Raw genomic sequence first — 26927 nt, forward strand, 5'->3', positions numbered from 1 at the left:
CACGCAAAAATTTTCCCTCATCCTGTTACGGCGTTCTAGGATTTTCCTCCCAATCACGGTCGTCGTCTTTCTCATCTTGATCCAGCGCGTTATAGGCCACCGCGCAGAACAGAGAGTTAAGCCGTTTCATATCCCCCAATAGCGCCAGATGCAGCGAGCTGGTTTCGATACTTTGCACGTTTTGCTGATGCAGGCGATCGACGTGCGCATGGGCATAGCGACGATCCAGAATGCGGAAACGATGCTTGGAGCGGCGTAACCGCTTGGCGCTGGTGATATCACCGGAGAGAAACACCGACAGGCTAAGGCGCAGATTGTCGGTCAACTTTTCATGCAATTGGTCCAGTTCGGCCAGACCTTCAGCGGAGAACGAACTGCGCGCACCATGCGATTGATCCGCCACATCACTAGCCATACGTTCGATAATATCGCCAGCCTGCTCCAGGTTGAGGGCCATTTCGATGATCTCCGCCCAACGGCGCGAATCCGCCTCTCCCAGGTCTTCCTTCTGGATCTGCGCCAGGTAAAGTTTGATCGCGGTGTACAACACGTGAACGTCATCGTCCAGACGACGAACTTCTTTGGCCTGGATGCGCTTACCATGCAATACCTCATGGTGCAGGATCATCATATGCTCTATCACATCCCCCATCCGCAGGGTTTCCCGCGCCGCATTGGCCAGTGCCAAACTTGGCGTATCCAGTGCGCTGACGTCGAGGTGGCGTGGCCGCAAACGGGGATCCTCTGTCGGAGCATCGACAATCCACGTTTCGCACAGGCGCGCCATCGGCCCTGACAACGGTACCTGTAACAGACAACGCACCAGGTTGTAGAACATGTGGAAATAGATCACCAGCTCCTCTGCATTACCAGGCAGCCGCTCAATACCGTGCGCAATCAGGGAAACAAACGGCAGCACTAGTGCACTGCCCAACAGTTTGAACAACAGGCTCCCCAACGCCACGCGACGGCCTGCGGCATTCTGGCCGCTGGTGTTTAACATCACCAACAGGCCGCTGCCCAGGTTGGCACCAATCACCAGGCACAGCGCCACCTGTAGAGAAATCACTCCCGAGGCGGTCAACGTCGCGGTCAACAACACGGCAGCCAGGCTGGAATAGCTGATAATGGCAAACAAGGCACCGATCAGCGCATCGAGCATCACATCGCCGGTCAGCGACGAGAAGATCACTTTAACACCATAGCCCTGAGTGATTGGCGTAGCGGCGGCCACAATCAGTTCCAGCGCCAATACAATCAGACCGAGGCCAATGGCGACTCGCCCCATCTGGCCTACGCGGGTTTGTTTGCGGCTGAGGAATAAAATCACGCCGACAAAAATCAGCAGCGGCGAAAGCCAGGAGAGATTGAACGTCAGCACCCGCGCCATGATCGCCGTGCCAACATCGGCCCCCAGCATAATCACCAGCGCAGGCCCGAGGCCCACCAGCCCTTGAGCCACAAAAGAAGAAACCAGCAACGCCGTCGCATTGCTGCTTTGCACCAACGCGGTTACACCGATACCTGCCACAAAGGCCAGCGGCTTTTTCTCTATGCTGCTGCTCAGAACCTGGCGCAAATTGGCGCCATAGACCCGCATGATGCCGGTCCGGACGATATGGGTTCCCCACACCAGCATGGCAATGGCGGAAAGCAGATTAAGAAGGGTCAACACGGAAGGCTCGCTCCATTGACGCCCGGCAGGCACCACAGGCTATCCCGCCTGCCAGACGCCAGTTAAGCAGGACAGCGGCAAATCGCTTATTGCTATCAAGAAGGAATACTCTAGAGGGAGAGCGCACCATGCATTATCAATCAATGCGACAGTGAAATCATGCAACTACCCGGAATATAACAGTTTCCAATTGTAGCCTAATTTGGCTGCTCTCGGGCGAAAATCGGCCACGAGCGCGCAAAAACTGTGCAATATCAATGAACTCTGGCACACGAGTGTTATTCTAATCGTCACACTTCACCCCTTGGTAAACAGAGCTGATGGAACATCCTGGTTTTGCAGCCATTATTGTTGGCGGCGGCGTTGCGGGCTGCACCGCGGCGCTGTTGTTGGCACGCGCGGGCATCAATACTTTGTTACTGGAACGGGGTACTCAGGCGGGCAGTAAAAACGTTAGCGGTGGCAGGTTATACACCCATGTCTTGGCCAATCTGCTGCCAAATTTTGCCGCTACCGCCCCTCTGGAACGCCATATCACCCAGGAAAGGCTCTCAATGGTGAGCGGCAATAGCGCGGTGACGCTAGATTATCGCCATACCTTGCCCTGTTCCTACAGCCTGCTGCGCGCCCGTTTCGATCCCTGGCTGATGGCACAGGCGGAAGCCGCCGGGGCACAATGCCTGACCGGTGCCTTGGTCGATGAGCTGATCGTGCAGCAAGGCCGGGTGGTCGGCGTTATGGCGGCGGGTGAAGCGTTATACGCCAATACGGTGATCCTGGCAGAAGGGGCCAATACGCTGCTTGGTGAGCATGCCGGATTGCAGCCAAAGCCACCAGCAGCAACGATGGCGATCGGCGTGAAAGAGGTGTTGGCACTGCCGCGCGAGCGGTTGGAAGATCGTTTCGCACTGGAGGATAACCAAGGTTGCGCCTGGCTGTTCGCTGGCCAGCCCACGCAGGGGAAAGTCGGCGGTGGTTTCCTGTACACCAACCGCGATAGCCTGTCGCTCGGCGTAGTATGTAATCTTTCCAGCCTCACTGAGAATAAAATCGCCCTGCCGCAGATGTTGCAACAGTTCAAACAACACCCTGCCGTGCGGCCATTGCTGAAAAATACCGAGTTACGGGAATACAGCGCCCATCTGATCCCCGAAGGCGGGGTGGAAAGCATGCCACCGCTGTTTGGTCCTGGCTATCTACTGGTCGGCGATGCCGCGAGGTTATGTATTAATACCGGGCATACCGTGCGGGGTATGGATCTGGCGATGCTATCGGCACAGGCGGCAGCGGAAACCTTGATTGCCGGGCAAGAGTTGCAGCATTACCCCCTGCGGTTACAGCAAAGTTCGCTCTGGGCGCTGATCCAGCAGTATCGGCGTCTGCCGGAGATGATGTTGCAGTCGCCCCATTGGTTTAGCCGTTACCCGCAGTTGGCTGCCGACGTGCTGCAAGAGATGTTTGAGGTCAATGGAAATGCCCCTACGCCGTTGCGCAAGCTACTATGGCGCCACGCGAGCCGCATCGGCCTGAAGCAATTACTGAAAGATACCGTCAATGGAATGCGCAGCCTATGAACCAGCCCGATCTCAGCCATAACCATTATCAGGGGGATCACGCCAATCCACACATCATCCTGGCCGATGCACAGGATCGGACGATGCTGATGCGTTTGGTGATCGCCTGCCCCGCCGGGCTGTACCAGTTCCAGCCGGACGGCAGCCTGCGTTTCGACGTACAGGGGTGCCTGGAATGCGGCACCTGCCGCCTGCTGTGTGGGGAAGAAACCATTACCCGTTGGCGCTATCCGCAGGCAGGCAACGGGATTGAGTTCCGCTTCGGTTAAAGGGCCTGGGCCAGAGCCTCTAGCACCTCGTGCATGTCCCCCACAATCCCTACGTCTGCCTGGGCAAAAATAGCCGCCTGTGGATCCTGGTTGATCGCCACAATCAGCTTGCTATGGCGAATACCGATGGCGAACGCCGGAGCACCGGAAATCCCGGCAGCAATGCACACCTCAGGGGCAATGATGGCACCGGACATGCCCAGCAAGCGATCCATCTCGCACCAGGCGTTCATTACTACTGGTCTGCTGGCTGCCAGCTCCGCACCTATGCGGGTAGCTAACTGCTGCATATGGGCAACCTGCCCGGCACTGCCAACCCCTTCCCCGATGGCCAGCACGAAGCGCGCCTGGCTCAGCGGTGACGCTGCGGGCTGTGGTGAACACGCCGAAGCCAGTATCCACTCGGCATCAGGTATATTGGCTGGCTCAAAGCGTTCGGCTGCCACCGGGCCTGGCACTATTTCCATGCTTACCGCTCCGCTGCGGGCCACGCCCAGGCACCAAGGCTCCCGCATCATCGCCAGCTCGGCGGTGAGATGGTTGCCATAGACGGCTTTGGTTACCCGGCATTCGCTGCCGTTAATGTGCGCCCGTTCTACCGCACAGCAGGCAGAACCACCACTCCGGCAGGCCAGTCTCGTGGCCAACTCGCCGCCTTCATCTCCAGCAAACAGCAGTAATCGGGGTGTGAAAGCTTGCCGCATCTGCTCCAATACCGCTAATCGCGTCTCTGCCAGCCGGGGAGCGCTAACCCAACGTATTTCTACTACCTCACCGTCCAGGCGTGGCAGACTCTGCGGTACCCCGTTGCTGAATAACCACAGCTCCAGGCTCTCTGCAGTAAGCTCGCTCAGCCGCAAGAACTGATTAATCTGACTGGCCTGCGTAGCAAAGTTAGGGGCATCTGCATCCAATATCAGTGCAATAGTCATCATGGCCACCTTTCACCGAGATAATCCCGGCACAACCGCTGCACTTTCTGCTCCACGCTGTCCCCCTCAATCACTATCCCGGCGCGACGATGCTCCAGATAGCTTAAACCACACAGCCGCACATCACCGGCAAGCTGTTCGGTCATCGCCAGCTCGGCAGGTGACAGACGTTGGATCTGCCGTTTACCCGCCGCCAGCTTCTGCTGCAACGTAGGAACACGTAATGCACTCGCCTGTTGCGAGTTCCCCACGACCAGCACCAAAGGAGGCATCACTGTCATCACCTCCTGCCCATAAGCTGTTTGCCGAGTAACCCTTAAGGCCCCCGCTTCTTCTGCCGCAGCTAATTGGCAAACGCCGGTGATACAGGGCCAGCCAAGGCGCTCAGCCAACAGCAAGGGCGTTTGGCTATTTTGCCCTTCCAGGCTTTGCGCGCCCATGATGATCACCTGTTGGGATCCCATATGCTGCTGATAGGCCGCGATCAGGGCGGCAACCGTTGCAGGGTTAAAACGTAGATCCCACTCTGCAGGAGGTTCAATGCGTACAGCTTGCTGGTATTCCAGCGCCATCAGTTGCTTCAGCGCCGGTTCGGCCATAGCATCGGCCACCGTCACGACGCTCAGATTAAGTTCCCTCTCATCACGCAGCATCAGCGCCATTTCCGCCGCACTTTCGTCATAGCCGCTTAATAGACGTCGGGCAAAGTGGGTATCAATCTGCAACCGCCCATCGGGTTGCCAATCGCTTTTTGCCAACATGCCCAGATCCGGTGCGACCTTAATCGCCAACAGCAGATTCATCCGTTTCTCCTGTCAGTGGGCGATTAACGGCTTTACCGAGGAGGCGCCCACCAGCGTCATATCCTTGGTTTCCGGCGCCCACATGATCGAGACCACCGCCCCCAGCACCAATACGCCAGTCAGGATCAGCATGGTGCCTTGCAGACCCAGTGAAAGCATCGACACCGGTAGCAAAGCGGTGCCGATGGCCGAGCCAAGCCGGCTCATCGAGGTGGCAAAACCGACCCCCAGTGAACGAATATCGGTCGGGAAGCTTTCCGCCGGGAATACCCCGACCAGGTTACTGACCGCCGAAATCGTCAGCGTAAACAGAGCAAACAGCATTAACATGGCTCCCTGACCCGGAGGCACAAAGGCCAATGTCCCCAGGCTGACAGCCAGGATCCAGAACGCGCCGATCAGGAAGCGACGGCGCGGCAACCATTGGGTAAGGGCAATTCCCATCACCGCACCCACCATCAGCAAGCCATTAAGCAGCAAATCGGTAGCAAAGCTTTGGCTCTGCCCCAGGGTGGTCAGGATCGAGGGGAGGAAGGTATAAATGGCGAAATAAGGGATCACCAGGCAGACAAAGAACAGGCTGTTGAACGCGGTACGCCGCCAGTAACGCGGTGAAAATAAGGTGTGCATATGGCGTGCGGTTTCTACCGGGATTTCGTCATTGAGGATCACCTGCGGGCCAAAACAGCGCAGCACTACCAGATGAGCCTCGGCGATCCTCCCTTTGCGCATCAGCCAGCGTGGCGACTCTGGCGTACCGATGCGTAAAAGCATAATCATCAACGCAGGCACGGCGCTGGAAGCCAACAGCCAGCGCCAAGACTCCGGCCCCAGATCGGCAAGGAAATGGCCAGCAAAGCCAGCGGCGACGTAGCCTAACGTCCAGATCACGCTAAAGGATCCCAGCAGGATGCCGCGATGTTTACGCGGAGCAAACTCGGCCAGCATGGTATGGCCTACGGCGTAATCGCCCCCTAGCCCGATCCCGACCAATACCCGTAGCCAGAACAGCTGTTCCGGCGTAGTGGCGAAAAATTGCATCACGGAAGCCAACGTAATGATGACAAAACTGAAGCTGAAAATTTTCTGACGGCCAATATGGTCGGAAACCCAACCCAATACCAGGCTGCCCAGGAACAGGCCAATCAGCGCCGAGCTGCCAATCATTCCTTCCCAAAACGGCGTCAACCCCATCTGCGGCTTGAGCTGGGCCAGCGCAAAGCCTATCACGCCCAGTACATAGCCATCGGTGAGGTGAGCGCCAAAGGTCAGCCCCGCCATTTTGTAGTGAAAAGCGTTGAGCGGAATATCATCCATGCGCACTTGCCGAGGCAGCCGTGTTGTCATCGTTACCCCCTATTCCAGCGCAAAAGGCCCGGCAAGCCGGGCCAGACAGGATTGTTATTTTTCAATCGGATAAATGGTGCCGGTATTCATGATGCCATTCGGGTCGTACACCTCTTTCAGCGCCTTGAGGATATAGTAGGCACTGCCGTGTTCATCCTTGGTCCAGTGCACACGGTGCTTACCTATACCATGGTGATGCACCATCGAACCACCCTGCTTGATGGTCTCCTCCACGATGATTTTATTCAGTGGATTGTGATACTTGTCGATCTCTTCTTCCGGCTTGCAGTCCACCACGTTGTAGTCGTACACGAAGTACATGTTGGTGCCGTTGATATAGCTGTGTGACGAGTGGCCGCCCAGCATAGTGATATCACCGGCATGTGGGAACTCATCGCGGATGCGGCGGATCACATTCTCGTAAATCGCATTGATGCAGCCCCAGTCGCCGGAAACCTCGGTGGTGAAGCCCATATTGTTGGTCTTCATGATCTGTACACGTTCTGCCGCCACTTTTTCCGGGCCCCAGTTCAGATTGTTGAACCAGGTTTCAATCAACTTGCTGTCGACCTTTTGACATTCCGGATAGCGTTTAACGATCTCATCAATCCCCGCGCCGGTCGCCTGCGCGATCCCTTTGGCTCCTTCGGCCATAAAGATCAGCACGCATTTGCCTTCGGCAAAGTGGGTAAAATGCTGGGTCCCGTCTTCTGCGTCATACAAGCGGGCAATGGAAGGGCGATAGCCTTCGACCATCACTTCCCGCAGGATGTCGAAACCGGTTGCCATGTTATCGAGGATGTAACCGTAGAACAGGTTGTTTTCCGGCATGTATTTGAAGATTTTCACCGTCACTTCGGTGATAAAACACAGCGCCCCTTCGTTACCGATAATCACGTGGCGGATATCCGGGCCAGCGGCACGGCGCGGTACGTTTTTAATGCGGGTGATGTTGCCGTTCGGGAACACCGCTTCCAGCCCAACCACCATGTCTTCAATCGCGCCGTACAGCGTAGAGAACTGACCGATACTACGTGTTGCCACCAGGCCTCCCATCTGGGCCAACGGCTTGGATTGCGGAGAGTGGCCGGTCGTATAACCCTGGGCACGCAATTGATTTTCCAGCACTTCCAGCGGTACGCCGCACTGCGCCGTGGCCTGCATATTACGGATATCAATGTTGATGACCTTATTCATTCCCGAGCCATCCAGCACCACGGAATTCTTCACTACCGTTTCCAACCCGCCCTCGGTGGCCGAAGCCCCGGTGCGCGGTACGCCAGTAATGCCGTGCTTATTCATGAACGCCAGCACATCGGACACCTGCTGGGTGTCGGCCAATTTCACCACGGCGGCAGGCAGCGGCTGGGTAAACACGCCATGAATATCGGCATATTTGCGGAAACGGTCTACGCTGTTTTTCTGCAGCACTTTTTCGTCGGTAATCACCCGCTCTGGGCCAACAAGTTCTTTTAACTGAACGACAATTTCTTCACGGGACAGAGACATAAATAACCCTTCCTAAATTAATAATAGATAAAATCGGCTTAAGTAAAATTAAAAGGAACCACCCATTAATTTAGCGAACCAAATAACCGCCATCGACAACTAACAAATGACCATTAACATAATCAGAGGCTCGACTGGCTAAAAATACCATCGCGCCCATCAGATCCTGCGTTTCACCCCAACGATTAGCCGGAATATGGTCAAGAACGCGCTTATTGGTTTCTGGGTTTTTACGCGTTTCGATCGTAATATCTGTCGCATAATAGCCTGGCGCAATACCATTAACCTGAATATTGTATTGCCCTAATTCATCGCAATAGGCCTTGGTAAAACCGGCCAACGCATGTTTAGTGGCCGAGTACGCCGGTGACCATTGGCCGCCCAAATAAGAGAACAGGGAACAGATATTAATGATTTTCCCCTGTTTTTTCGGGATCATGATTTTTGCTGCTTCATAGCTCAATTCAAAGGCTGCGGTCAGGTTAATATCGATCATCGGATCCCAGTCTTCGCGGCCGAAATCCAGTACCTTATTCAGCTTACAGATACCGGCGTTGTTCACCAAGATATCCACCGAACCGAAGGTCTCCAGACACTGGGCAATCACTCTGGCAGGCGCGCCTTTCTCAGTAATGTCCACCTGCATAAACTCAACCTTCACCCCTTGCCGCTCAATCATTTCGCGGGTTTCGCCCTTATCCATGATAAAGCTTGGGATGAACAGGTTGGCACCGGCTTTGGCCAACGCCATGGCAAATGCCTGCCCCAGACCGCTGTTGCCACCGGTGACGATGGCGGTTTTGCCTTTTAGCGAGAAGAAATCTAACGAGAACTCATTTAACGCGTTTATTGACATGATTTTGCCCCTTGGTCTGGAAAAAACGCAAAAAAAAGAGAAAAGCAACCTCCCTGCGCTTGGCAGAGAAGTTACTTTTCTCTTCATCTCTAGTAACTGGCAAAAAAAGTAACACATAGGGTCAAGGCTATTCCGTGATGCCTATCACAGTTTCATTTCTTGCCAGGTCGGATTGATATTAAAACTTATTTATTTCGCACTAACTCGGTGAATTACTATGCAATCAGATCCCGTCTAATGTTCCCTACTTCGGTTTTGTGATAACTCTCACAGATGAATTATAGGTTGCCGTGCTATTTATTACCGCAGTTACTGAAAGAGACGAAGAGAAAAGTAACTTCCTGCACTGCGGGAAGCTTGCTTTTCTCTTTTTTTGTTTAACGCGATGTACCCAATAACGGTTAAAAGAAGGGAGTCACTCCAAACATTAACCATTAATGGGTGTATTTATGCGGAACTTCACCATGGAAAAAAATAATTCCCACCGTTGGTTAACGCTGGCAATAATAAGTATCAGCGGCGGAGTAAGTTTCGATCTCGCCTATCTGCGTTATATTTACCAAATCCCGATGGCCAAGTTTATGGGGTTCTCCAATACCGAGATCGGCTTGATTATGAGTACTTTCGGCATCACCGCGATTATTCTGTATGCCCCTAGCGGGATCGTTGCCGATAAGTTCTCTCATAGAAAGATGATGACTTTCGCGATGATCGCCACTGGCCTGCTGGGGTTGCTGATGGCAGTCTATCCACCGTTCTGGGTGATGATCCTGATCCAGGTCGCCTTCGCGATCACCACTATCCTGCTGTTGTGGTCGGTTTCGATCAAGGCGGCCTCGCTGCTCGGCAACCATGAAGAGCAGGGCAAAATCATGGGTTGGATGGAGGGGCTACGCGGCGTGGGTGTGATGGCCCTGGCCGTATTCACCATGTGGATCTTCTCGCTGTTCGCGCCGGAAAACCCCAACAGCCTGAAGGCGGTGATCCTGATCTACAGCGGCGTATATATCCTGTTGGGCATTCTCTGCTGGTTCTTTGTTACAGACGGCTTTGTCACCAGTGACGAGAGCGAAAAACCGCATAAATTCAGCCTGGGGGATATTCTCTCGGTGCTCAAAATCAGCACCACCTGGTATTGCAGCATGATTATCTTTGGCGTCTATACCATCTACGCCATCCTCAGCTACTCCACCAACTACCTGACCGAAATGTACGGTATGACCCTGGTCGCCGCCAGCTATATGGGGATTGTGATCAACAAAATCTTCCGGGCCATGTGCGGGCCACTCGGTGGGATCATCACCACTTACACCCGGCTGAAATCACCCACGCGAGCTATTCAGTTACTGGCGTTAGTCAGCCTGGCCACCCTAGCCGTCTTGCTGATCACCAACCAGAACCCGACCTCGGTCGCCGTGGAGATTGGCCTGATCCTGTTGCTGGCCTTCACCTGCTACGCGTCACGTGGGCTGTACTTTGCCTGTATCGGCGAAGCCAGAACGCCAAAATACATTATGGGCACCACCGTGGGGATCTGCTCGGTGATCGGCTTCCTGCCCGACGTGTTTGTTTACCCGGTTATCGGCCATTGGCAGGACACGCTGCCCGCCGCCGAGGCTTATCACAATATGTGGCTGATGGGGTTAGGGGCAACCTGCCTGGTCGTGGTGTTCACCTTCCTGCTGTTTAACAACATCAAGCGCGCCGGCGCCAAAAACACAACAACACAGCCGGTCACCGAATAATTATCTCAAGGAGTTGCGACATGAAGAGCAAGTACCTGATGGGTGTGGACGTGGGCACCCAGAGCGCCAAAGTGGTGATTTTTGATCTGGACGGCAACGCAATTTGCGAAGGGAAACAGCAGTTACGCAAGATGGATATCCCAGCCCCGCTGCTGGCAGAACACCCGGACGACGATCTATGGGATTCACTTAAGGTGGCTTTCCGCCGCGCCATGCAGCGTTTTGGCGAACGTGGTGGCAAGCCGCAGGACATTCTGGCGATGGGCATTTGCATCGTCCGCTGTTGCCGGGTGCTGCTGAAGGACAATGGTGAGCTGGCCTATCCGGTAATCAACTGGATGGATAAGCGCCTGAACAAACCTTACGAATATATCGATGCCTATCAGTGCGTACGTTATGTGACGACCACCTCGGGTTACATCACCCATCGCCTGACCGGTGAGTTCAAAGACACCTGTGCCAACTACATCGGTTGGTGGCCGATGGACAACGACAGCCTCGATTGGAGCACCGATCCCGCCGCCTGGCAAAGCTGCAACCTGACGCGCGACATGGTACTGGACGTGGTGAAACCCGGTGAAATCCTCGGCCACATCACCCAGCAGGTAGCGCAGCAGCTTGGCATCCCCGCAGGTATTCCGGTGGTGGCTACCGCACATGACAAAGCGGTGGAAGCACTGGGTGCCGGTTCACTGGATGAAGGCGTCGCGCTGATTTCCCTCGGTACCTATATCGGTGCCATGGTACACGGCCATGCCAACGTGAAGGACGCGCAAAACTTCTGGCCGTTCCAAGCTTCTATCCCAGGGCGTTACCTGTATGAGTGCATGGGCGTGCGCCGTGGTATGTGGACCATCAGTTGGTTCCGCGATCAGTTTGGCGCGGCCGCACTGTCGGATGCCCATGATGCCGGAATCAGCATTGAGGAGTTACTGAATCAGGAAGCAGAGCGCGTTCCTGCGGGTTGTGAAGGCCTGATCACCGTACACGACTGGGCACCACCGTCAGAAGCGGAATTCCGTAAAGGGGCCATGATTGGCTTCGATGGCCGCCATACCCGTGCCCATATGTACCGTTCGGTGCTGGAGGGCATCGCCTTCACCATGAAAAACCATATGGACAAGATGGCGCTGGAGCTGAAAACCCCGTTCAAGCACCTGATTATTTCCGGCGGCGGGGCCAACAGCGATCTGTTTATGCAGATCTTTGCCGACGTGTTTGGCATCCCCACCAGCCGTAACATGATGAAAGGTTCGGCAGCGGTGGGCTGTGCCATCAACGCCGGGATGGCGGTGAACGTCTTTAGCGATTACGAACAGGCCGCGCAGAAGCTGGTACGAATGGGGGACAGTTTTACACCGAATATGGCTAATCATCGGTTCTACAATCAGTTGAATCAGCAGGTGTATCAACGGGTAAACCAACATCTGGACCCGCTGCTACAGGCACTCAGTCCGTTGGTCGACTAACAGGCAGGGGCACCGGCCTTCGGTGCCCTTATCATTACAATTTCAACTTCCATACGTCGTGATTGGTGGTGGCAACAGCGATGGCCCCGGCATTCAGCGCGGTTTGCGCATCATCCTCATCACACACCAAGCCACCGGCAATAATCGGCAAGTCGATCTTTTCTGCCACCCAACCGAGCACCTTAGGCATGCAACCCGGCAGGATTTCGATGCAGTCCGGCGTCGATTGCGCCACCTGCTTGTCGATATTGTGGAAGGAAATCGAGTCCATGATAAACAGCCGGTGAATGGTGTAGAAGCCTTGCTGACGCGCCGCCTTCACCATCGAGGCCTTGGTGCTGATAATGCCATCCGCCGCCGTGACGATTTTCAGGAAATTAATCACGATCTCCTTGTTGGAGCTGCCTTCCAGCAAATCAACATGCACAAAAGCGTATTTGCCAGCCTCCTTCACCTGCTGCACGATGCGCCCAATATTACAGATATTGCCGTACAGCACCGAGATGATCTGGCAGTTCGACTTGACCGCGATCTGCAGGCTCTCATTATCTTTTACCGCTGCGATCACCGGGTGCAGCTTTAACAGTTCTTCGATAGACACGTTGTTCCCCTGTCTCTTTCAGCCTGCTGGCTGAAAATTAATCTGCATCGTATCCCAGATTCGGGGCCAGCCAGCGCTCTACGTCACCGATCTTCATCCCCTTACGCTGCGCGTAGTCTTCGACCTGATCGCGCTGGATCTGGGCCACGGCAAAGTACTTGCTTTGCGGATGGCTGAAATACCAGCCGGATACCGCTGCCCCAGGCCACATGGCGAAGGATTCGGTCAGTTCCATGCCGGTATGGCGGTTAACGTCCAGCAACTGCCAGATCTCCGCTTTTTCGGTATGTTCTGGACAAGCAGGATAGCCGGGGGCCGGGCGAATACCTTGATAATTCTCACGGATCAGCTCTTCGTTACTCAGGTTTTCATCTGCGGCAAAGCCCCAGTGCAGCTTGCGCACCTGCTCGTGGAGATATTCGGCAAAGGCCTCTGCCAAACGATCGGATAACGCTTTGACCATGATCTTGTTGTAGTCGTCATGCTTGGCATCATAAGCCGCCGCCAAAGCATCCTCTTCCAAGCCGCCCGTGACTGCGAATGCGCCAAAATAGTCGGCTTTGCCGCTGCTTTTCGGGGCCACAAAGTCGGCCAGACAGTAGTTAGGGAAATCGGTCTTTTCCGTTTGCTGACGCAGATGACGGCTGACCACCAGCACCTCTTCACGGCTTTCATCCCGGTAGACTTCTACATCATCCCCGACGCGGTTGGCCGGGAACAGACCATAGACGCCTCGCGGGTTGAGGCTACCGTTAGCGGCCAGCATATCCAGCATTTCGTTGGCATCCTGGAACAGGCGTTTGGCCTCTTCCCCTACCACTTCATCTTCCAGAATGCGCGGATACTTGCCCGCTAGCGACCAGGTCATAAAGAACGGCGTCCAGTCGATATAATGACGCAACGTGTCAATGCTGGCCTCAACCGGGAACACACCAAGTTTGTTCGGAACCGGTGGCTGATAGTTTTCCCAATCCAGCACCATAGCGTTATCCCGCGCCTGTTGCAGGCTGACCGGCGGCGTACGCGGCTTTTTACGCCCGTGCTGGATACGCACGGTTTCGTACTCTTTGCGGGTGCGGGCGACAAACTCGTCCCGCTGGGTGTCTGACAGCAGTGCCGCAACCACACCAACGGTACGCGAGGCGTTCTGCACGTAGGTAGTCGGGCCGCTGTAGTTCTGCTCAATCTTCACCGCGGTATGGGCCTTGGAGGTGGTCGCCCCGCCGATCAGCAGCGGCAGCGTAAAGCCTTGGCGCTCCATCTCTTTTGCCACGTTCACCATTTCGTCCAGAGACGGGGTGATCAGGCCAGACAGACCGATAATATCCACATTCTGTTCGCGGGCGGTTTTCAGGATCTTGTCCGTCGGCACCATCACGCCCAGATCGATAATTTCGTAGTTGTTACATTGCAGCACCACGCCGACGATGTTTTTGCCGATGTCGTGCACGTCGCCCTTCACCGTCGCCAGCAGAATTTTCCCGGCGGTGGTGCCTTTCTGTTTGCTGGCCTCAATGTAAGGTTCGAGATAGGCCACTGCCTGCTTCATCACGCGGGCCGATTTCACTACCTGCGGCAGGAACATTTTGCCCTCGCCGAACAGGTCACCTACCACGTTCATACCAGCCATCAGTGGCCCTTCGATCACTTCGATCGGGCGATCCGCCTGCTGGCGCGCTTCTTCGGTGTCTAACTCGATAAATTCGGTAATGCCTTTGACCAGCGAATACTCCAGGCGCTTCACTACCGGCCAGCCGCGCCATTCGGCCTGCTGCACCGCCACTTCATTGTCTTTGCTACCCCGGTATTTCTCCGCCAGTTCCAGCAGGCGCTCGGTGCCATCCTGACGGCGGTTGAGCACCACATCCTCAACGGCTTCACGCAGTTCGGTGCTGAGATCGTCATAGATCGCCAACTGCCCGGCGTTGACGATCCCCATATCCATGCCGTTGCGAATGGCGTGATACAGAAACACCGCGTGGATCGCTTCACGCACCGGATCGTTGCCACGGAACGAGAAGGAGACGTTGGACACGCCGCCGGAGATCATCGCGTGCGGCAGGTGGGTTTTGATGTCGGCGCAGGCTTCGATAAAGTCGACGGCATAGTTGTTATGCTCTTCGATACCGGTAGCGACGGCAAAAATGTTCGGGTCAAAAATGATATCTTCCGGCGGGAAACCCACGCGTTCGGTCAGGATCTGGTAAGCACGGCGGCAAATCTCAAATTTGCGTTGGCGAGTATCCGCCTGACCAACTTCATCGAAGGCCATCACCACCACGGCGGCACCGTAGCGGCGCACCAGTTTGGCATGGTGGATAAAGGCTTCTTCGCCCTCTTTCATCGAGATCGAGTTGACGATGCCTTTACCCTGAATGCATTTCAGGCCCTTTTCGATCACGCTCCATTTGGAGGAATCGATCATGATCGGTACGCGGGCGATATCCGGCTCACCGGCGATCAGGCTGAGGAAACGCACCATCGCCGCTTCGGCGTCGAGCATCCCTTCATCCATGTTGATGTCGATGATCTGGGCGCCGCTCTCCACCTGTTGGCGGGCCACGGCCAATGCCTCGTTATACTTTTCTTCTTTAATCAACCGTTTGAATCGGGCCGAACCGGTAACGTTAGTACGCTCACCCACGTTGACGAACAGCGATTTGGCATCAATATTCAGCGGTTCCAGGCCGGACAGGCGGCAAGCTACCGGTAACTCTGGCAACTGCCGTGGCGGTACGCCCTCAACCGCTTTAGCCATTGCGGCGATATGCGCCGGAGTAGTGCCACAGCAGCCACCAATGATATTGAGGAAACCAGCATGCGCCCATTCGCCCACCTGTTTAGCCATCTCTTCGGCATCAAGATCGTATTCACCAAAGGCATTGGGTAAACCGGCGTTAGGGTGGGCAGTGACGTAGCTTTCAGAGATGCGAGACAATTCCGCCACGTATTGGCGTAACTCATCCGGGCCGAGCGCACAGTTCAGGCCAAAGGTCAGCGGCTTAACGTGACGTAGCGAGTTGTAGAACGCTTCCGTAGTCTGGCCGGAAAGGGTGCGGCCAGAGGCGTCGGTGATGGTGCCGGAAATCATGATCGGTAAGGTCACGCCCAGCGCTTCAAATTCGGTTTCGACCGCAAAGGCCGCCGCTTTGGCATTCAGGGTATCGAAGATGGTTTCGATCATGATCAGATCGACGCCCCCTTCCACCAGCGCGCGGGTTGATTCGCGGTAGGCCTCTACCAACTGATCAAAAGAGACATTACGGAAGGCCGGATCGTTAACGTCAGGGGAAATTGAGGCAGTACGGTTGGTTGGGCCCAGTACGCCAGCAACGTAGCGCGGTTTTTCCGGGGTGCGTGCCGTCCATTCATCAGCACAAGCGCGTGCCAGCAAAGCGGCCTGGTAGTTAATTTCGGCGGACAGCGACTCCATATGGTAGTCGGCCATCGCGATAGTGGTCGAGTTGAAGGTGTTGGTTTCGAGGATGTCGGCCCCCGCCTCCAGGTAACCGTTGTGGATCGCAGTGATCACCTCCGGCTTGCTTAACACCAGCAGGTCGTTATTGCCTTTCAGATCGCTTTGCCAATCGGCAAAACGCTCACCGCGGTAGTCTGCCTCCTCCAGCCGATAGCTCTGGATCATGGTGCCCATACCGCCGTCCAACACTAAAATACGCTGCGATAGCTGCTGACGCAGTTGTTCCACTCGATTTGTCACTGTAGCCCCTTCACACCCGATTATCCGCCCGACGACTTATTACCCCACATCCCAATGTTGTAGCGGCGCAGCACGCTGCGCCCGTCATGCATCCTGCAACTTGAAAGATGGAGGGTCTGACATCCTAGCACAGGTTATGGCGGCAAAGGTGCGAGCGGGTATTGAGAGTTTTTCAGGTTCGCCGACCAACAGATCCGATGAGCGGAGAAGCAACTTGCAATTCATACTCAAAAAACGAAAATGAATTCCATCATACGGAAAGCACAAGGTGAATCATGGCCACTCCCGTTCCCGCCAAACGCGGTAAAAAACCCCGCGCTGCCGCACCCGCTACCAGCACGGCGACCGGCCAGGTCCAGTCACTGACCCGTGGTCTGAAACTATTGGAATATATTGCCGAAGCGCAGGGCAACGTAGCGCTGACCGATCTGGCCCAGCAAGCCGGGTTGCCCAACTCCACCACCCATCGCCTGCTGACGACCATGCAACAGCAGGGGTTTGTCCGTCAGGTGGGCGATCTTGGCCTGTGGACCATGGGAGCACATGCGTTTGTGGTGGGCAGCAGCTTCCTGCAAAGCCGTAACCTGCTGGCGATGGTGCACCCAACGCTGCGCCGCCTGATGGAAGAGTCGGGGGAAACGGTCAATCTGGCGGTGATGGACAAAGCCGAGGATCAGGCGGTGATTATCGATCAGGTACAATGCACCGCGTTGATGCGCATGTCAGCCCCGATTGGCGGCAAGCTGCCGATGCACGCCTCTGGCGCAGGCAAAGCCTTTCTGGCCAGCATGCAGGACGATGAGGTAACCCGGCTGCTGCATAAAAAAGGCATGCACACCTATACCCCACACACGCTCACGCCACATAACCTGAAAGAAGGGTTGGCGGTGATCCGCAAGCAGGGGTTCTCGTTCGACGATGAAGAGCATGCCCTGGGCCTACGCTGTCTGGCCGCCTGCATTTTTGATGAACACCGCGAAGCCTTTGCCGCCATCTCCATCTCCGGCCCGGTATCACGCATTACCGACGATCGCGTTACCGAACTGGGTGCGCTAGTGATCCATGCGGCAAAAGAAATCAGCCTGGAGTACGGCGGCGTACGGTGATTAGACGGGCGCAGCATTGCGCCCTAAGCCCTGAGCAAATCCCCGCTGTTATTTTTCTGTATCGCGCTGTAGAGACTTTGTTTCGCCTCCAGCGAAAAGTATGAATTCGATCACAATTAGCGATCTTGCCACCGAAAGCCGATTGCAACCTTTGGCGCTTCCTCCGACAATGTTACCGATAACATGTTACCGGTAACAATCATTCATTAAATAATATAGCCGCAGCAGACTATGACTCGCAGGTGGGGGAACCAAACCATGATCAATAATCAGAATCGTGTTTACGTCATTATGGGCGTTTCCGGCAGCGGCAAGTCTGCCGTCGCCAGTGCCGTAGCCCAACGGCTATCCGCCAACTTCCTGGACGGTGACTTTCTCCATCCGCGCTGCAATATCCAGAAAATGGCCTCAGGCGAACCGCTCAATGACGACGATCGCGCACCATGGTTGGCCGCCCTAAACGACGCGGCTTTCGCCATGCAGCGTACCAATGCGGTCTCGATCATCGTTTGCTCTGCACTGAAAAAACATTATCGCGATCGGCTGCGTGCCGGTAATGACAATCTGTCATTCATCTATCTGCACGGCGACTTCCCGGTGATCGAGGCTCGGCTGGCTGCCCGCAAGGGGCATTTCTTCAAACCCCAAATGCTGGTGACCCAGTTCGCCACGCTGGAGCAGCCGGGCCAAGATGAAATTGACGTCCAGGCCATAGATATCGATCAGCCACTGGATGCGGTGATTGCCGACACTGTGCGACATATCCAGAGCTTTCTGCCGCAAGAAGCCTGTGCATAACGAGATGTTCTGAACAACATAACTGGCCCTCGCCGCGCGCATTAGGGCTGCATTGTGAGGATGGTATGATTAACAGCACCCTGGCACGTGTAACACAACGCATCATTGAACGTTCAAAAGAGAGCCGAGCTGCCTATCTGGCACGTATTAGCTCAGCCCGTACGCAGACGGTACACCGCTCACAGCTAGCCTGTGGCAACCTGGCCCACGGCTTTGCCGCCTGCCAACCCGACGATAAAGCTGCCCTGAAAAACATGGTGCGCAGCGATATCGCCATCATCACCGCTTACAACGATATGCTCTCTGCCCACCAGCCTTATGAAAGCTATCCACAGCGGCTAAAGCAGGCGTTACACAGCGTTGGCGCCGTTGGCCAGGTCGCAGGTGGTGTGCCAGCAATGTGCGACGGCGTGACGCAAGGTCAGGACGGCATGGAGCTGTCGTTGATGAGCCGCGATGTGATAGCCATGTCCGCAGCCATCGGCCTCTCCCATAACATGTTCGACGGCGCGTTGTTCCTGGGTATCTGCGACAAGATTGTGCCAGGGCTGGTAATGTCCGCCTTGTCCTTCGGCCATTTGCCTGCCGTATTTGTGCCTGCCGGGCCGATGAGCAGCGGCCTGCCAAATAAAGAGAAAGTACGCGTGCGCCAGCTGTATGCCGAGGGCAAAACCGATCGCCACGCGCTGCTGGAAGCCGAGGCCGCCTCTTATCATGGCGTTGGCACCTGCACCTTCTACGGCACGGCCAACACCAATCAGATGGTGATGGAGGTGATGGGCCTGCATCTGCCCGGTGCCTCTTTCATTCACCCAGACACGCCGCTGCGCGATGCGCTCAATGATGCCGCCGCTCGCCAAGTCACCCGCCTGACAGAAACCGCCGGTAATTACCTACCGATAGGCCAATTGGTGGATGAAAAAGTAGTGGTTAACGGCATCGTATCGCTCCTGGCCACCGGGGGCTCCACCAACCTGACGATGCATATGGTAGCCATGGCTCGCGCAGCGGGCATCATCATCAACTGGGACGACTTCTCTGAGCTTTCCGATGCAGTGCCACTGCTATGCCGCATCTACCCCAACGGCCCGGCGGATATCAACCAGTTCCAGGCGGCGGGCGGTGTGCAATTGGTCGTGCGTGAGCTGTTGAACAACGGCCTGTTGCATCAGGATGTGCATACCGTCGCCGGTTTCGGCCTGGAGCGCTACACTCAGGAACCTTGGTTGGACAATGGCCAGTTGGCCTGGCGCGACGGGGCCGCAAGTTCGTTGGACGCTAACGTGATTGTCAGCATAGCCAAACCGTTCGAGCACCATGGCGGTACCAAGGTGCTGGCCGGTAATCTGGGCCGCGCGGTGATGAAAACGTCGGCGGTGCCTGCCGAAAATCAGATTATCGAAGCCCCGGCGGTCGTATTCGAAAGCCAGCACGATATCGTCCCCGCCTTCGAAGCAGGCAAACTGGATCGGGACTGCGTGGTGGTCGTGCGTTTCCAGGGGCCACAGGCCAATGGCATGCCTGAACTGCATAAGCTGATGCCACCGCTTGGGGTATTGATGGATCGCGGCTTCAAGGTGGCGTTGGTGACCGATGGCCGCCTGTCCGGCGCTTCCGGCAAGGTTCCTTCGGCGATCCATGTCACCCCGGAGGCGTACACCGGCGGTATGCTGGCCAAAGTACAAAGCGGCGATATGATCCGGGTGAATGGACACACCGGCGAGTTGCAACTGCTGGTCGCCGAAGCAGAGCTGGCCCAGCGCATTCCCTATCAACCCGATCTGAGCGGCGAAAGGAACGGCTGTGGCCGTGAACTGTTTGGCGCGTTACGCAGCCAGCTTTCCGGGGCCGAACAGGGCGCCTGCTGTATCACGTTTTAATCCTGACCATGGCCCAGCCTGCTGGGCCTGCTATCAGCCAGCCTGCGCGTACCCCGAAGGTAACCGCTGGCTGAAACGCCGCTTTTTACGGTAGGCAAACACATCCTCGACGTGTCCCTCCTTAATGCGCTGCTGCAACCCTCGCCAGTAGTCCGCTTCAAACAGGTCGCTGTGCATCTCCTCAAAGACCTTGCGGATACGCCGGTCGCCACACAGGAAATGGCGGAACTCTTCGGGGAAAACGTCGTTGGGTGAAATGCTGTACCAGGGTTCGCTGGCCAGTTCATCTTCCGGGTAGCGCGGCGGTGGAATATTACGGAAGTTCACCTCGGTCATGTAGCAAATCTCGTCGTAGTCGTAAAACACCACGCGCCCATGGCGCGTCACGCCGAAGTTTTTGAACAGCATATCGCCAGGAAAGATATTGGCCGCAGCCAGCTGTTTGATCGCATTACCATATTCTTCAATGGCGTCATGCATTTGCCGTTCGTCTGCCTGCTCAAGATACAGATTTAACGGCGTCATCCGCCGTTCCATATACAAGTGCTTGATGACCACCCGATCGCCGAGATCTTCCAGCTTTTCCGGCACCTCGCGCTGCAACTCCGCCAGCAGTTGCGGGCTGATGCGTGCCTTATCCACCACAAAATTCTCATATTCTTGGGTATCGGCCATCCGCCCGACGCGATCGTGCTCTTTTACCAGTTGGTAGCAGGCCATCACCTGCGCCTGCGTAACCTCTTTCTGCGGCGCGAATTCGTCTTTGATCACTTTGAATACCCGATCAAACGACGGCAGCGTAAACACCAGCATCACCATGCCTTTCACGCCCGGCGCAATAATGAATTGCTCCTGCGACTGCGCCATAAAATTCAGGTATTCACGGTAGCATTCGGTTTTACCATGCTTCTGGCAGCCGATCGCCATATACAGTTCGGCGGTGGTCTTGCCCGGCAGGATCTCCCGCAGCCACTCAACCATCGCCGCTGGCAACGGGGCATACACCATAAAGTAGGAACGGGCAAAGCCAAACACGATGCTGGCTTCGGCCTTGCTGGTCAGGCAGGTATCTATGAACAACGCGCCAGACTCGCTGTGGTGGATCGGCAACAGGAACGGGTAGACCCCGTCGGCCACCCGCAGCTTACCGACCAACCAGGCCGCCTTGTTACGGTAGAACAGCTCATTGCCGATTTGGAACGTCGCTCCAGCTAACTGTTGGGAGCTGAAGGTCTGTAGTAAGGCTTGGGTGATATAGCGAATATCACGTGGCAGGTCTTCCCACGGCAGGCGCAACGGCAAGTCGGTCAACAGGCTGTGCAGCATGGCAGCCAAATCACCATTGGGAGTAAAATCACGTGCCAACGGCCTGGGAATATCGCGAAAGCGCCGTTCGGGCTGCGAGCTGAAAACGAACAGCTTGTCCGGGGTTAAATCCCGATGTTTGAACAGCCGACAGTAAACCGAATTAAAGAAGCTTTCGGCAATCTCAAAACGCGGGTAGTCGGGCAACAGCTCGGTATAAACCGCCTTCACCCTATTAGGGAAATCCTCATCGTAATATTTCTGCCCGGTGATGCATTTCAGTTGCTCTACCACCAGACCGACGTGGTGATCGTAAAGATGGATACGTCGTTTCATCGCCTGTTGTACGGCGGGCCAGTCTGCCTGCTCAAAACGCTGCTGCGCTCCGGCCGTGACTTCAAGAAAGCGGCCATATTGCGCATCAAAGCCCTGCAGGATCGTCTGTGCAATCAACAGCTCCAGTTTTTCCGCCATCTTTGCCTCTGCCATTCAGGAATGAAACCAGAGCCTGGCGCCATGCCAGGCCCCTTGGGGATCAGAACTGCTGTTCTTCGGTGGAACCGGTCAGTGCCGTTACCGAGGAAGCGCCCCCCTGAATAATGGTGGTCACCTTATCGAAGTAGCCGGTTCCCACCTCCTGCTGATGCGAAGCAAAGGTGTAACCGCGCTCGACTGCGGCAAATTCAGGCTGTTGCACTTTTTCAACATAGTGCTTCATGCCTTCGCCACGCGCGTAAGCGTGTGCCAGATCGAACATGTTGAACCACATGCTGTGGATACCGGCCAGCGTGATGAACTGGTATTTGTAGCCCATGGCAGACAGTGCATCCTGGAAGCGGGCGATAGTCTGATCGTCCAGGTTCTTCTTCCAGTTGAACGACGGTGAGCAGTTATAGGCCAACAGCTTGCCCGGGAACTTGGCATGGATCGCATCGGCAAAGCGTTGCGCAGCTTCCAGGTCCGGCGTTGAGGTTTCGCACCACACGAGATCGGCGTAAGGGGCATAAGCCAAACCACGACTGATGGCCTGCTCAATACCGGCATGGGTGCGGTAGAAACCTTCGGCGGTGCGTTCGCCGGACACAAAGGCGCTGTCATAGGGATCGCAGTCGGAGGTCAACAAATCCGCCGCATCGGCATCGGTACGGGCAATCAGCAGGGTTGGGACACCGAGAACGTCAGCCGCCAAGCGCGCTGCAACCAGCTTCTGGATAGCTTCCTGGGTCGGTACCAAGACCTTGCCGCCCATATGGCCACACTTCTTCACCGCCGCCAGTTGGTCTTCAAAATGTACCCCTGCCGCACCGGCTTCGATCATCGCCTTCATCAGTTCAAAGGCGTTTAGCACGCCGCCAAATCCGGCTTCGGCATCCGCCACGATCGGCAGGAAGTAATCGGTATAGCCTTTGCTGCCGGGTTCAATCTGGTTTGCCCACTGGATCTGATCCGCCCGACGGAAGGTATTGTTGATACGCTCAACCACCGTCGGGACCGAGTCGACCGGGTACAGTGACTGATCGGGATACATGGCGGCAGCGGTATTGGCATCAGCCGCTACTTGCCAACCGGACAGGTAGATCGCTTCAACGCCGGCTTTCGCCTGTTGCAGCGCCTGGCCACCGGTCAGCGCCCCAAGGCTGTTCACGTACCCTTTGCGGGATTTGCCATGCAGCAATTCCCAGAGTTTCGCCGCACCGTTTTGCGCCAACGTGCAAACCGGATTGACCGAGCCACGCAGGTTGATCACGTCTTCTGCACTGTAAGGGCGGGTGATGCCCTCCCAGCGTGCTGATTTCCATTCCTGTTCCAGCTGTTGGATCTGTTGGGTACGAGAGGTCGTCATATTTTTATCCTTTTCAATACTGTAGGGTTAAAGGTCAGGAACGGTTTCAGGCCAGTAATTCGTAGCCGGGTAAGGTCAGGAAATCGATTAATTCATCTTGCGTGGTGATGCGTTCCATCAGCTGTGCCGCCTCCTCGAAACGGCCTGCGTGATAACGCGCTTCACCCAATTCTTTACGAACGACCTGCATCTCTTCCTGCAGCATCTGGCGGAACAGGGCCTTGGTTACCTGTTGGCCATTGCTGAGGCTTTTCTCGTGATGGATCCACTGCCAAATTGAGGTACGTGAAATCTCGGCGGTGGCGGCATCTTCCATCAGGCCATAAATCGGTACGCAGCCATTGCCGGAGATCCAGGCTTCAATGTATTGCACCGCAACGCGGATATTGGCGCGCATGCCGGTTTCGGTACGCTCACCGTCACACGGTTCCAGCAGTTGCGCCGCCGTGATTGGTGCATCATTCTCACGCAGCACCTCTAGTTGATTCTGCCGCTCCCCCAGGATGCGGTTAAACACTTCCATCACCGTATCGGCCAAACCTGGATGTGCCACCCAAGTCCCGTCATGGCCATTGGTCGCTTCCAGTTCTTTATCCGCGCGCACCTTGCCTAACACCACCGCGTTTTGCTCGGCGTCTTTGCTGGGGATAAATGCCGCCATCCCCCCCATCGCAAAAGCACCGCGGCGGTGGCAGGTCTTGATCAGCAAGCGTGAATAAGCACTGAGGAAAGGCTGGGTCATAGTGACGGACTGACGGTCTGGCAACACCCGATCACCATGGTTCTTCAGCGTTTTGATATAGCTGAAGATGTAGTCCCAACGGCCACAGTTCAGCCCGACGATATGATCGCGCAGGTGATACAGGATCTCGTCCATCTGGAATACCGCAGGCAGGGTTTCAATCAATACCGTGGCCTTGATGGTGCCGCGCGGCAACTCGAAGCGATCCTCGGTAAAGCTAAAGACTTCGCTCCACCAGGCAGCCTCCTGCCAGGACTGGGTTTTCGGCAGGTAGAAATACGGGCCACTGCCTTTTGCCAGCAGTTGACGATAGTTATGGAAGAAATAGAGTGCAAAATCGAACAACCCGCCAGGGATCGCTTCCCCCTGCCACTGCACGTGTTTTTCCGGCAAATGCAGGCCACGCACGCGGGCAATCAACACCGCCGGGTTGGGTTTGAGCTGGTAAATCTTGCCGGCTTCATTGGTGTAAGAGATGGTGCCGTTGACCGCATCATGCAGGTTGATCTGCCCATCGATAACCTTGTCCCAGCTGGGTGCCAGTGAGTCTTCAAAGTCGGCCATAAACACTTTGACGTTGGCATTGAGGGCATTGATCACCATTTTGCGTTCAACCGGACCGGTAATCTCAACCCGACGGTCGCGCAAGTCAGCGGGAACGCCGCGGATCTGCCAGTCACCCTGCCAAATGGAATCCGTTTCCGAAATAAATCCAGGCAGCTCGCCGCGATCTATTTTCTCTTGCCAGCTGGCGCGTGCCGCCAACAGTTTGTTGCGTTGCGGCGTAAATTTCCCCACCAGTTCAGCCAGGAACTCGACCGCTTCATTCGTCAGTATCTGCCGCTCTGCAGAGCCGAAAGCCTGTGTAAACGCTAATTCTGTGCCTACCATCTGTTGCGTCATTGTCTTGATCCTTTCCATCATTCCACGCCGCCATTGCAGGCCAGGCGAAGCATTGTTGTCGGAAATCGGGTGAAAAAAAGACCGCCAACTGGTCAGATGTCATCCCGCAGGATCCTAGAATAACCAACAAAAATTAAAAATCAAAAACGATTTCCATTTTTTTAATAAATATTTTATTAACCTTTTATTATCAATTGATTAGATTATTTATCATTTATAGCAAACCAGGAAACCGGTTCCATTTAGATCAAAGAGTGCAGGTAATGTATTGTTTTTAAATGATTTATCGATGCTAAAACGTTGCAGATTTGGCAGGGAAAACGGCGGGGTAAATCAGGGCGGCCTCGATTCAGCCACCCGGTGCAGAGAAAAATGTCACTCGAGGGTAGGATTCATATGACGCAGATCGAACGGCGTGATCTGGTAAACGTAGTAGTTCAACCAGTTGGAAAACAGCAGGTGACCATGGCTTCGCCATGAAGCTGCGGGGGGCAATTCGGGGTTGTCATCGGGGAAATAATTTAGCGGTATGGTCGGGTTGAGGCCTGCATCGTTATCACGACAATACTCACCCGCTAACGTCAGGGTGTCATATTCCGGATGCCCGGTGACAAAGGCCATGCGCTTATCCTTGGTAGCGAACAGATAGGCGCCAGCCAGTTCTGATTCAGCCAGGATATCCAGATCGGTGTACTGCCGCAGGATCTCGGTTGGGAAATCAGCATAGCGGGAGTGAGGAGCCAGGAAGGTTTCATCAAAACCTCGGGTCAGCAAGGCATGTTGGTGCAGCGTACGATGCTGGTACACTCCGGAGAGCTTCACCTCACGCGTCTTCTTTGGAATGCCGTACAGGATGTTTAGCGCGGCCTGCACTGCCCAGCAGACAAACAGGGTTGAAGTCACATGATCCTTGGCCCACTCGATCACTCGCTCGATCTGCGGCCAATAGGCAACATCACAGAAGTCCACCAGGCCCAGCGGAGCGCCAGTGACGATCAGCCCGTCAAAGTTCTCATTCTGGATATCTTCAAAGTTACAGTAGAAATTATTCAGGTGCTCCGTAGGCGTGTTCTTCGATTCACGGCTATCGATACGCAGTAGCTGAATATCGATCTGCAATGGCGAGTTGGAAAGCAAACGCAAAAACTGGTTTTCCGTTTCGATCTTTTTCGGCATCAGGTTGAGGATAAGTACCTTTAACGGCCTGATTTCCTGTGTTTTTGCGCGTGAGGATGTCATAACAAACACATTCTCATTACGCAAGAAATTGACCGCAGGTAACTCATCAGGAACACGAATCGGCATTGCTTACCCCTCACACATCCGTTTATACGTTTAGACTTCTAGATGCCCGAAGATAACGCTTTTTTAGCGTCATGTCGAGGATTCAACGGGAAGGTGAAAATGTTTCATCGCCAGGCTGTCAGCCAGCATGGGGAATTTCAAACCGCAGAAAAGCAAAAAGGCCATCCTTGCGGATGGCCTCTCGGCTTAATTGATGCTTGGCAGTGTCCTACTCTCGCATGGGGAGACCCCAAACTACCATCGGCGCTACGGCGTTTCACTTCTGAGTTCGGCATGGGGTCAGGTGGGACCACCGCGCTATTGCCGCCAAGCAAATTCTTTTGATTCTTTTCTTTCTGCCGAACTTCTAAACCACTTAAATAAAGTGGTGCTGATACCCAGAGTCGAACTGGGGACCTCACCCTTACCAAGGGTGCGCTCTACCAACTGAGCCATATCAGCACGCTAATTTGATGCCTGGCAGTGTCCTACTCTCGCATGGGGAGACCCCACACTACCATCGGCGCTACGGCGTTTCACTTCTGAGTTCGGCATGGGGTCAGGTGGG

At 55.3% G+C, this 26927-nt stretch carries 19 protein-coding genes, 1 tRNA gene and 2 rRNA genes; 7 read left to right on the top strand and 15 right to left on the bottom strand.

Annotated elements, in window-relative coordinates; genetic code table 11:
* Positions 1-25 precede the first annotated feature (25 nt).
* Entirely contained in the window at positions 26-1675 is a 1650-nt protein-coding gene (locus tag AC6HVW_RS16540; RefSeq protein ID WP_071681625.1) for a Na/Pi cotransporter family protein, read from the bottom strand.
* Between the two features lie 320 nt (positions 1676-1995).
* Here AC6HVW_RS16540 and AC6HVW_RS16545 point away from each other — a divergent pair, with 320 nt between their 5' ends.
* Together AC6HVW_RS16545 and AC6HVW_RS16550 are read left to right on the top strand one after the other, a co-directional pair.
* Positions 1996-3249: an FAD-dependent oxidoreductase gene (locus AC6HVW_RS16545; RefSeq protein ID WP_071681627.1), complete on the top strand. Its 1254-nt coding sequence runs from the start codon at positions 1996-1998 to the stop codon at positions 3247-3249.
* Complete coding sequence (locus AC6HVW_RS16550) at positions 3246-3518, top strand: ferredoxin family protein (RefSeq protein ID WP_059199039.1); 273 nt, start codon at positions 3246-3248, stop codon at positions 3516-3518. The genes AC6HVW_RS16545 and AC6HVW_RS16550 overlap by 4 nt, the downstream gene beginning before the upstream one ends.
* Here the strand turns inward: AC6HVW_RS16550 and AC6HVW_RS16555 are convergent.
* The 5 genes from AC6HVW_RS16555 to AC6HVW_RS16575 form a co-directional block, all read right to left on the bottom strand.
* On the bottom strand, positions 3515-4453 hold the full coding sequence (locus AC6HVW_RS16555) for an electron transfer flavoprotein subunit alpha/FixB family protein (protein WP_081367020.1): 939 nt from the start codon (positions 4451-4453) through the stop codon (positions 3515-3517). The two genes, AC6HVW_RS16550 and AC6HVW_RS16555, sit on opposite strands and share 4 nt — an antisense overlap.
* Positions 4450-5253 (bottom strand): electron transfer flavoprotein subunit beta/FixA family protein, encoded by an 804-nt coding sequence (locus tag AC6HVW_RS16560; protein WP_071681631.1) that lies wholly within the window; start codon positions 5251-5253, stop codon positions 4450-4452. Before AC6HVW_RS16560 ends, AC6HVW_RS16555 begins: the two co-directional genes overlap by 4 nt.
* Before the next feature lie 12 nt (positions 5254-5265).
* Complete coding sequence (locus AC6HVW_RS16565; protein WP_071681632.1) at positions 5266-6600, bottom strand: MFS transporter; 1335 nt, start codon at positions 6598-6600, stop codon at positions 5266-5268.
* Positions 6601-6654: 54 nt separating this feature from the next.
* On the bottom strand, positions 6655-8109 hold the full coding sequence (locus tag AC6HVW_RS16570; RefSeq protein WP_071681634.1) for an FAD-binding oxidoreductase: 1455 nt from the start codon (positions 8107-8109) through the stop codon (positions 6655-6657).
* Between the two features lie 70 nt (positions 8110-8179).
* On the bottom strand, positions 8180-8965 hold the full coding sequence (locus AC6HVW_RS16575; protein WP_071681636.1) for an SDR family oxidoreductase: 786 nt from the start codon (positions 8963-8965) through the stop codon (positions 8180-8182).
* 464 nt (positions 8966-9429) lie between these two features.
* Here AC6HVW_RS16575 and AC6HVW_RS16580 point away from each other — a divergent pair, with 464 nt between their 5' ends.
* Together AC6HVW_RS16580 and AC6HVW_RS16585 are read left to right on the top strand one after the other, a co-directional pair.
* A complete protein-coding gene (locus AC6HVW_RS16580; RefSeq protein ID WP_186486644.1) occupies positions 9430-10710 on the top strand; it encodes an MFS transporter in 1281 nt (426 codons plus the stop codon).
* Positions 10711-10730: 20 nt separating this feature from the next.
* Positions 10731-12179: an FGGY-family carbohydrate kinase gene (locus AC6HVW_RS16585; RefSeq protein ID WP_186486645.1), complete on the top strand. Its 1449-nt coding sequence runs from the start codon at positions 10731-10733 to the stop codon at positions 12177-12179.
* Positions 12180-12213: 34 nt separating this feature from the next.
* Here AC6HVW_RS16585 and AC6HVW_RS16590 read toward each other — a convergent pair whose 3' ends face one another.
* Positions 12214-12780, bottom strand: a complete 567-nt coding sequence (locus AC6HVW_RS16590; RefSeq protein ID WP_071681639.1) for a glycerol-3-phosphate responsive antiterminator — start codon at positions 12778-12780, stop codon at positions 12214-12216.
* Between the two features lie 37 nt (positions 12781-12817).
* Positions 12818-16498 (bottom strand): methionine synthase, encoded by a 3681-nt coding sequence (gene metH, locus AC6HVW_RS16595; RefSeq protein ID WP_186486646.1) that lies wholly within the window; start codon positions 16496-16498, stop codon positions 12818-12820.
* Positions 16499-16773: 275 nt separating this feature from the next.
* Between metH and iclR the strand changes: the two genes are divergently transcribed.
* The 3 genes from iclR (at position 16774) to edd (ending at position 20282) form a co-directional block, all read left to right on the top strand.
* Positions 16774-17604: a glyoxylate bypass operon transcriptional repressor IclR gene (gene iclR, locus AC6HVW_RS16600; protein WP_024484007.1), complete on the top strand. Its 831-nt coding sequence runs from the start codon at positions 16774-16776 to the stop codon at positions 17602-17604.
* 258 nt (positions 17605-17862) lie between these two features.
* Positions 17863-18402 carry a gluconokinase gene (gntK, locus tag AC6HVW_RS16605; RefSeq protein ID WP_071681645.1) on the top strand — a complete coding sequence of 180 codons (540 nt, stop codon included), beginning with the start codon at positions 17863-17865 and terminating at the stop codon, positions 18400-18402.
* Between the two features lie 65 nt (positions 18403-18467).
* Positions 18468-20282: a phosphogluconate dehydratase gene (gene edd, locus AC6HVW_RS16610; protein WP_071681647.1), complete on the top strand. Its 1815-nt coding sequence runs from the start codon at positions 18468-18470 to the stop codon at positions 20280-20282.
* A gap of 33 nt (positions 20283-20315) precedes the next feature.
* Here the strand turns inward: edd and aceK are convergent, their stop codons facing one another.
* The 7 genes from aceK to rrf (AC6HVW_RS16645) form a co-directional block, all read right to left on the bottom strand.
* Positions 20316-22061, bottom strand: coding sequence for a bifunctional isocitrate dehydrogenase kinase/phosphatase (gene aceK, locus AC6HVW_RS16615; protein ID WP_071681649.1), 1746 nt, complete (start codon positions 22059-22061; stop codon positions 20316-20318).
* Positions 22062-22122: 61 nt separating this feature from the next.
* On the bottom strand, positions 22123-23430 hold the full coding sequence (gene aceA / locus AC6HVW_RS16620; RefSeq protein ID WP_021180852.1) for an isocitrate lyase: 1308 nt from the start codon (positions 23428-23430) through the stop codon (positions 22123-22125).
* Between the two features lie 46 nt (positions 23431-23476).
* Complete coding sequence (aceB, locus tag AC6HVW_RS16625; RefSeq protein WP_186486647.1) at positions 23477-25075, bottom strand: malate synthase A; 1599 nt, start codon at positions 25073-25075, stop codon at positions 23477-23479.
* Positions 25076-25450: 375 nt separating this feature from the next.
* Positions 25451-26380: a homoserine O-acetyltransferase MetA gene (metA, locus tag AC6HVW_RS16630; RefSeq protein ID WP_071681653.1), complete on the bottom strand. Its 930-nt coding sequence runs from the start codon at positions 26378-26380 to the stop codon at positions 25451-25453.
* Between the two features lie 195 nt (positions 26381-26575).
* Positions 26576-26691 (bottom strand): 5S ribosomal RNA (gene rrf / locus AC6HVW_RS16635).
* Between the two features lie 54 nt (positions 26692-26745).
* A tRNA-Thr gene (locus AC6HVW_RS16640) sits at positions 26746-26821 on the bottom strand.
* Positions 26822-26834: 13 nt separating this feature from the next.
* Positions 26835-26927: ribosomal RNA gene (gene rrf, locus AC6HVW_RS16645) — 5S ribosomal RNA — on the bottom strand; the annotation flags it as partial.

This window comes from Serratia sp. NCCP-200 (assembly GCF_059697885.1).

Bases quoted from the DNA above. Each gene is read 5' to 3' on its own strand.
- AC6HVW_RS16570 (WP_071681634.1), bottom strand. From the start codon at position 8,109: ATGTCTCTGTCCCGTGAAGAAATTGTCGTTCAGTTAAAAGAACTTGTT.
- AC6HVW_RS16565 (WP_071681632.1), bottom strand. From the start codon at position 6,600: ATGACAACACGGCTGCCTCGGCAAGTGCGCATGGATGATATTCCGCTC.
- AC6HVW_RS16545 (WP_071681627.1), top strand. From the start codon at position 1,996: ATGGAACATCCTGGTTTTGCAGCCATTATTGTTGGCGGCGGCGTTGCG.
- aceK (WP_071681649.1), bottom strand. From the start codon at position 22,061: ATGGCGGAAAAACTGGAGCTGTTGATTGCACAGACGATCCTGCAGGGC.
- metA (WP_071681653.1), bottom strand. From the start codon at position 26,380: ATGCCGATTCGTGTTCCTGATGAGTTACCTGCGGTCAATTTCTTGCGT.
- AC6HVW_RS16560 (WP_071681631.1), bottom strand. From the start codon at position 5,253: ATGAATCTGCTGTTGGCGATTAAGGTCGCACCGGATCTGGGCATGTTG.
- AC6HVW_RS16550 (WP_059199039.1), top strand. From the start codon at position 3,246: ATGAACCAGCCCGATCTCAGCCATAACCATTATCAGGGGGATCACGCC.
- gntK (WP_071681645.1), top strand. From the start codon at position 17,863: ATGATCAATAATCAGAATCGTGTTTACGTCATTATGGGCGTTTCCGGC.
- iclR (WP_024484007.1), top strand. From the start codon at position 16,774: ATGGCCACTCCCGTTCCCGCCAAACGCGGTAAAAAACCCCGCGCTGCC.
- AC6HVW_RS16555 (WP_081367020.1), bottom strand. From the start codon at position 4,453: ATGATGACTATTGCACTGATATTGGATGCAGATGCCCCTAACTTTGCT.
- aceA (WP_021180852.1), bottom strand. From the start codon at position 23,430: ATGACGACCTCTCGTACCCAACAGATCCAACAGCTGGAACAGGAATGG.
- aceB (WP_186486647.1), bottom strand. From the start codon at position 25,075: ATGACGCAACAGATGGTAGGCACAGAATTAGCGTTTACACAGGCTTTC.
- AC6HVW_RS16585 (WP_186486645.1), top strand. From the start codon at position 10,731: ATGAAGAGCAAGTACCTGATGGGTGTGGACGTGGGCACCCAGAGCGCC.
- edd (WP_071681647.1), top strand. From the start codon at position 18,468: ATGATTAACAGCACCCTGGCACGTGTAACACAACGCATCATTGAACGT.
- AC6HVW_RS16575 (WP_071681636.1), bottom strand. From the start codon at position 8,965: ATGTCAATAAACGCGTTAAATGAGTTCTCGTTAGATTTCTTCTCGCTA.
- AC6HVW_RS16580 (WP_186486644.1), top strand. From the start codon at position 9,430: ATGGAAAAAAATAATTCCCACCGTTGGTTAACGCTGGCAATAATAAGT.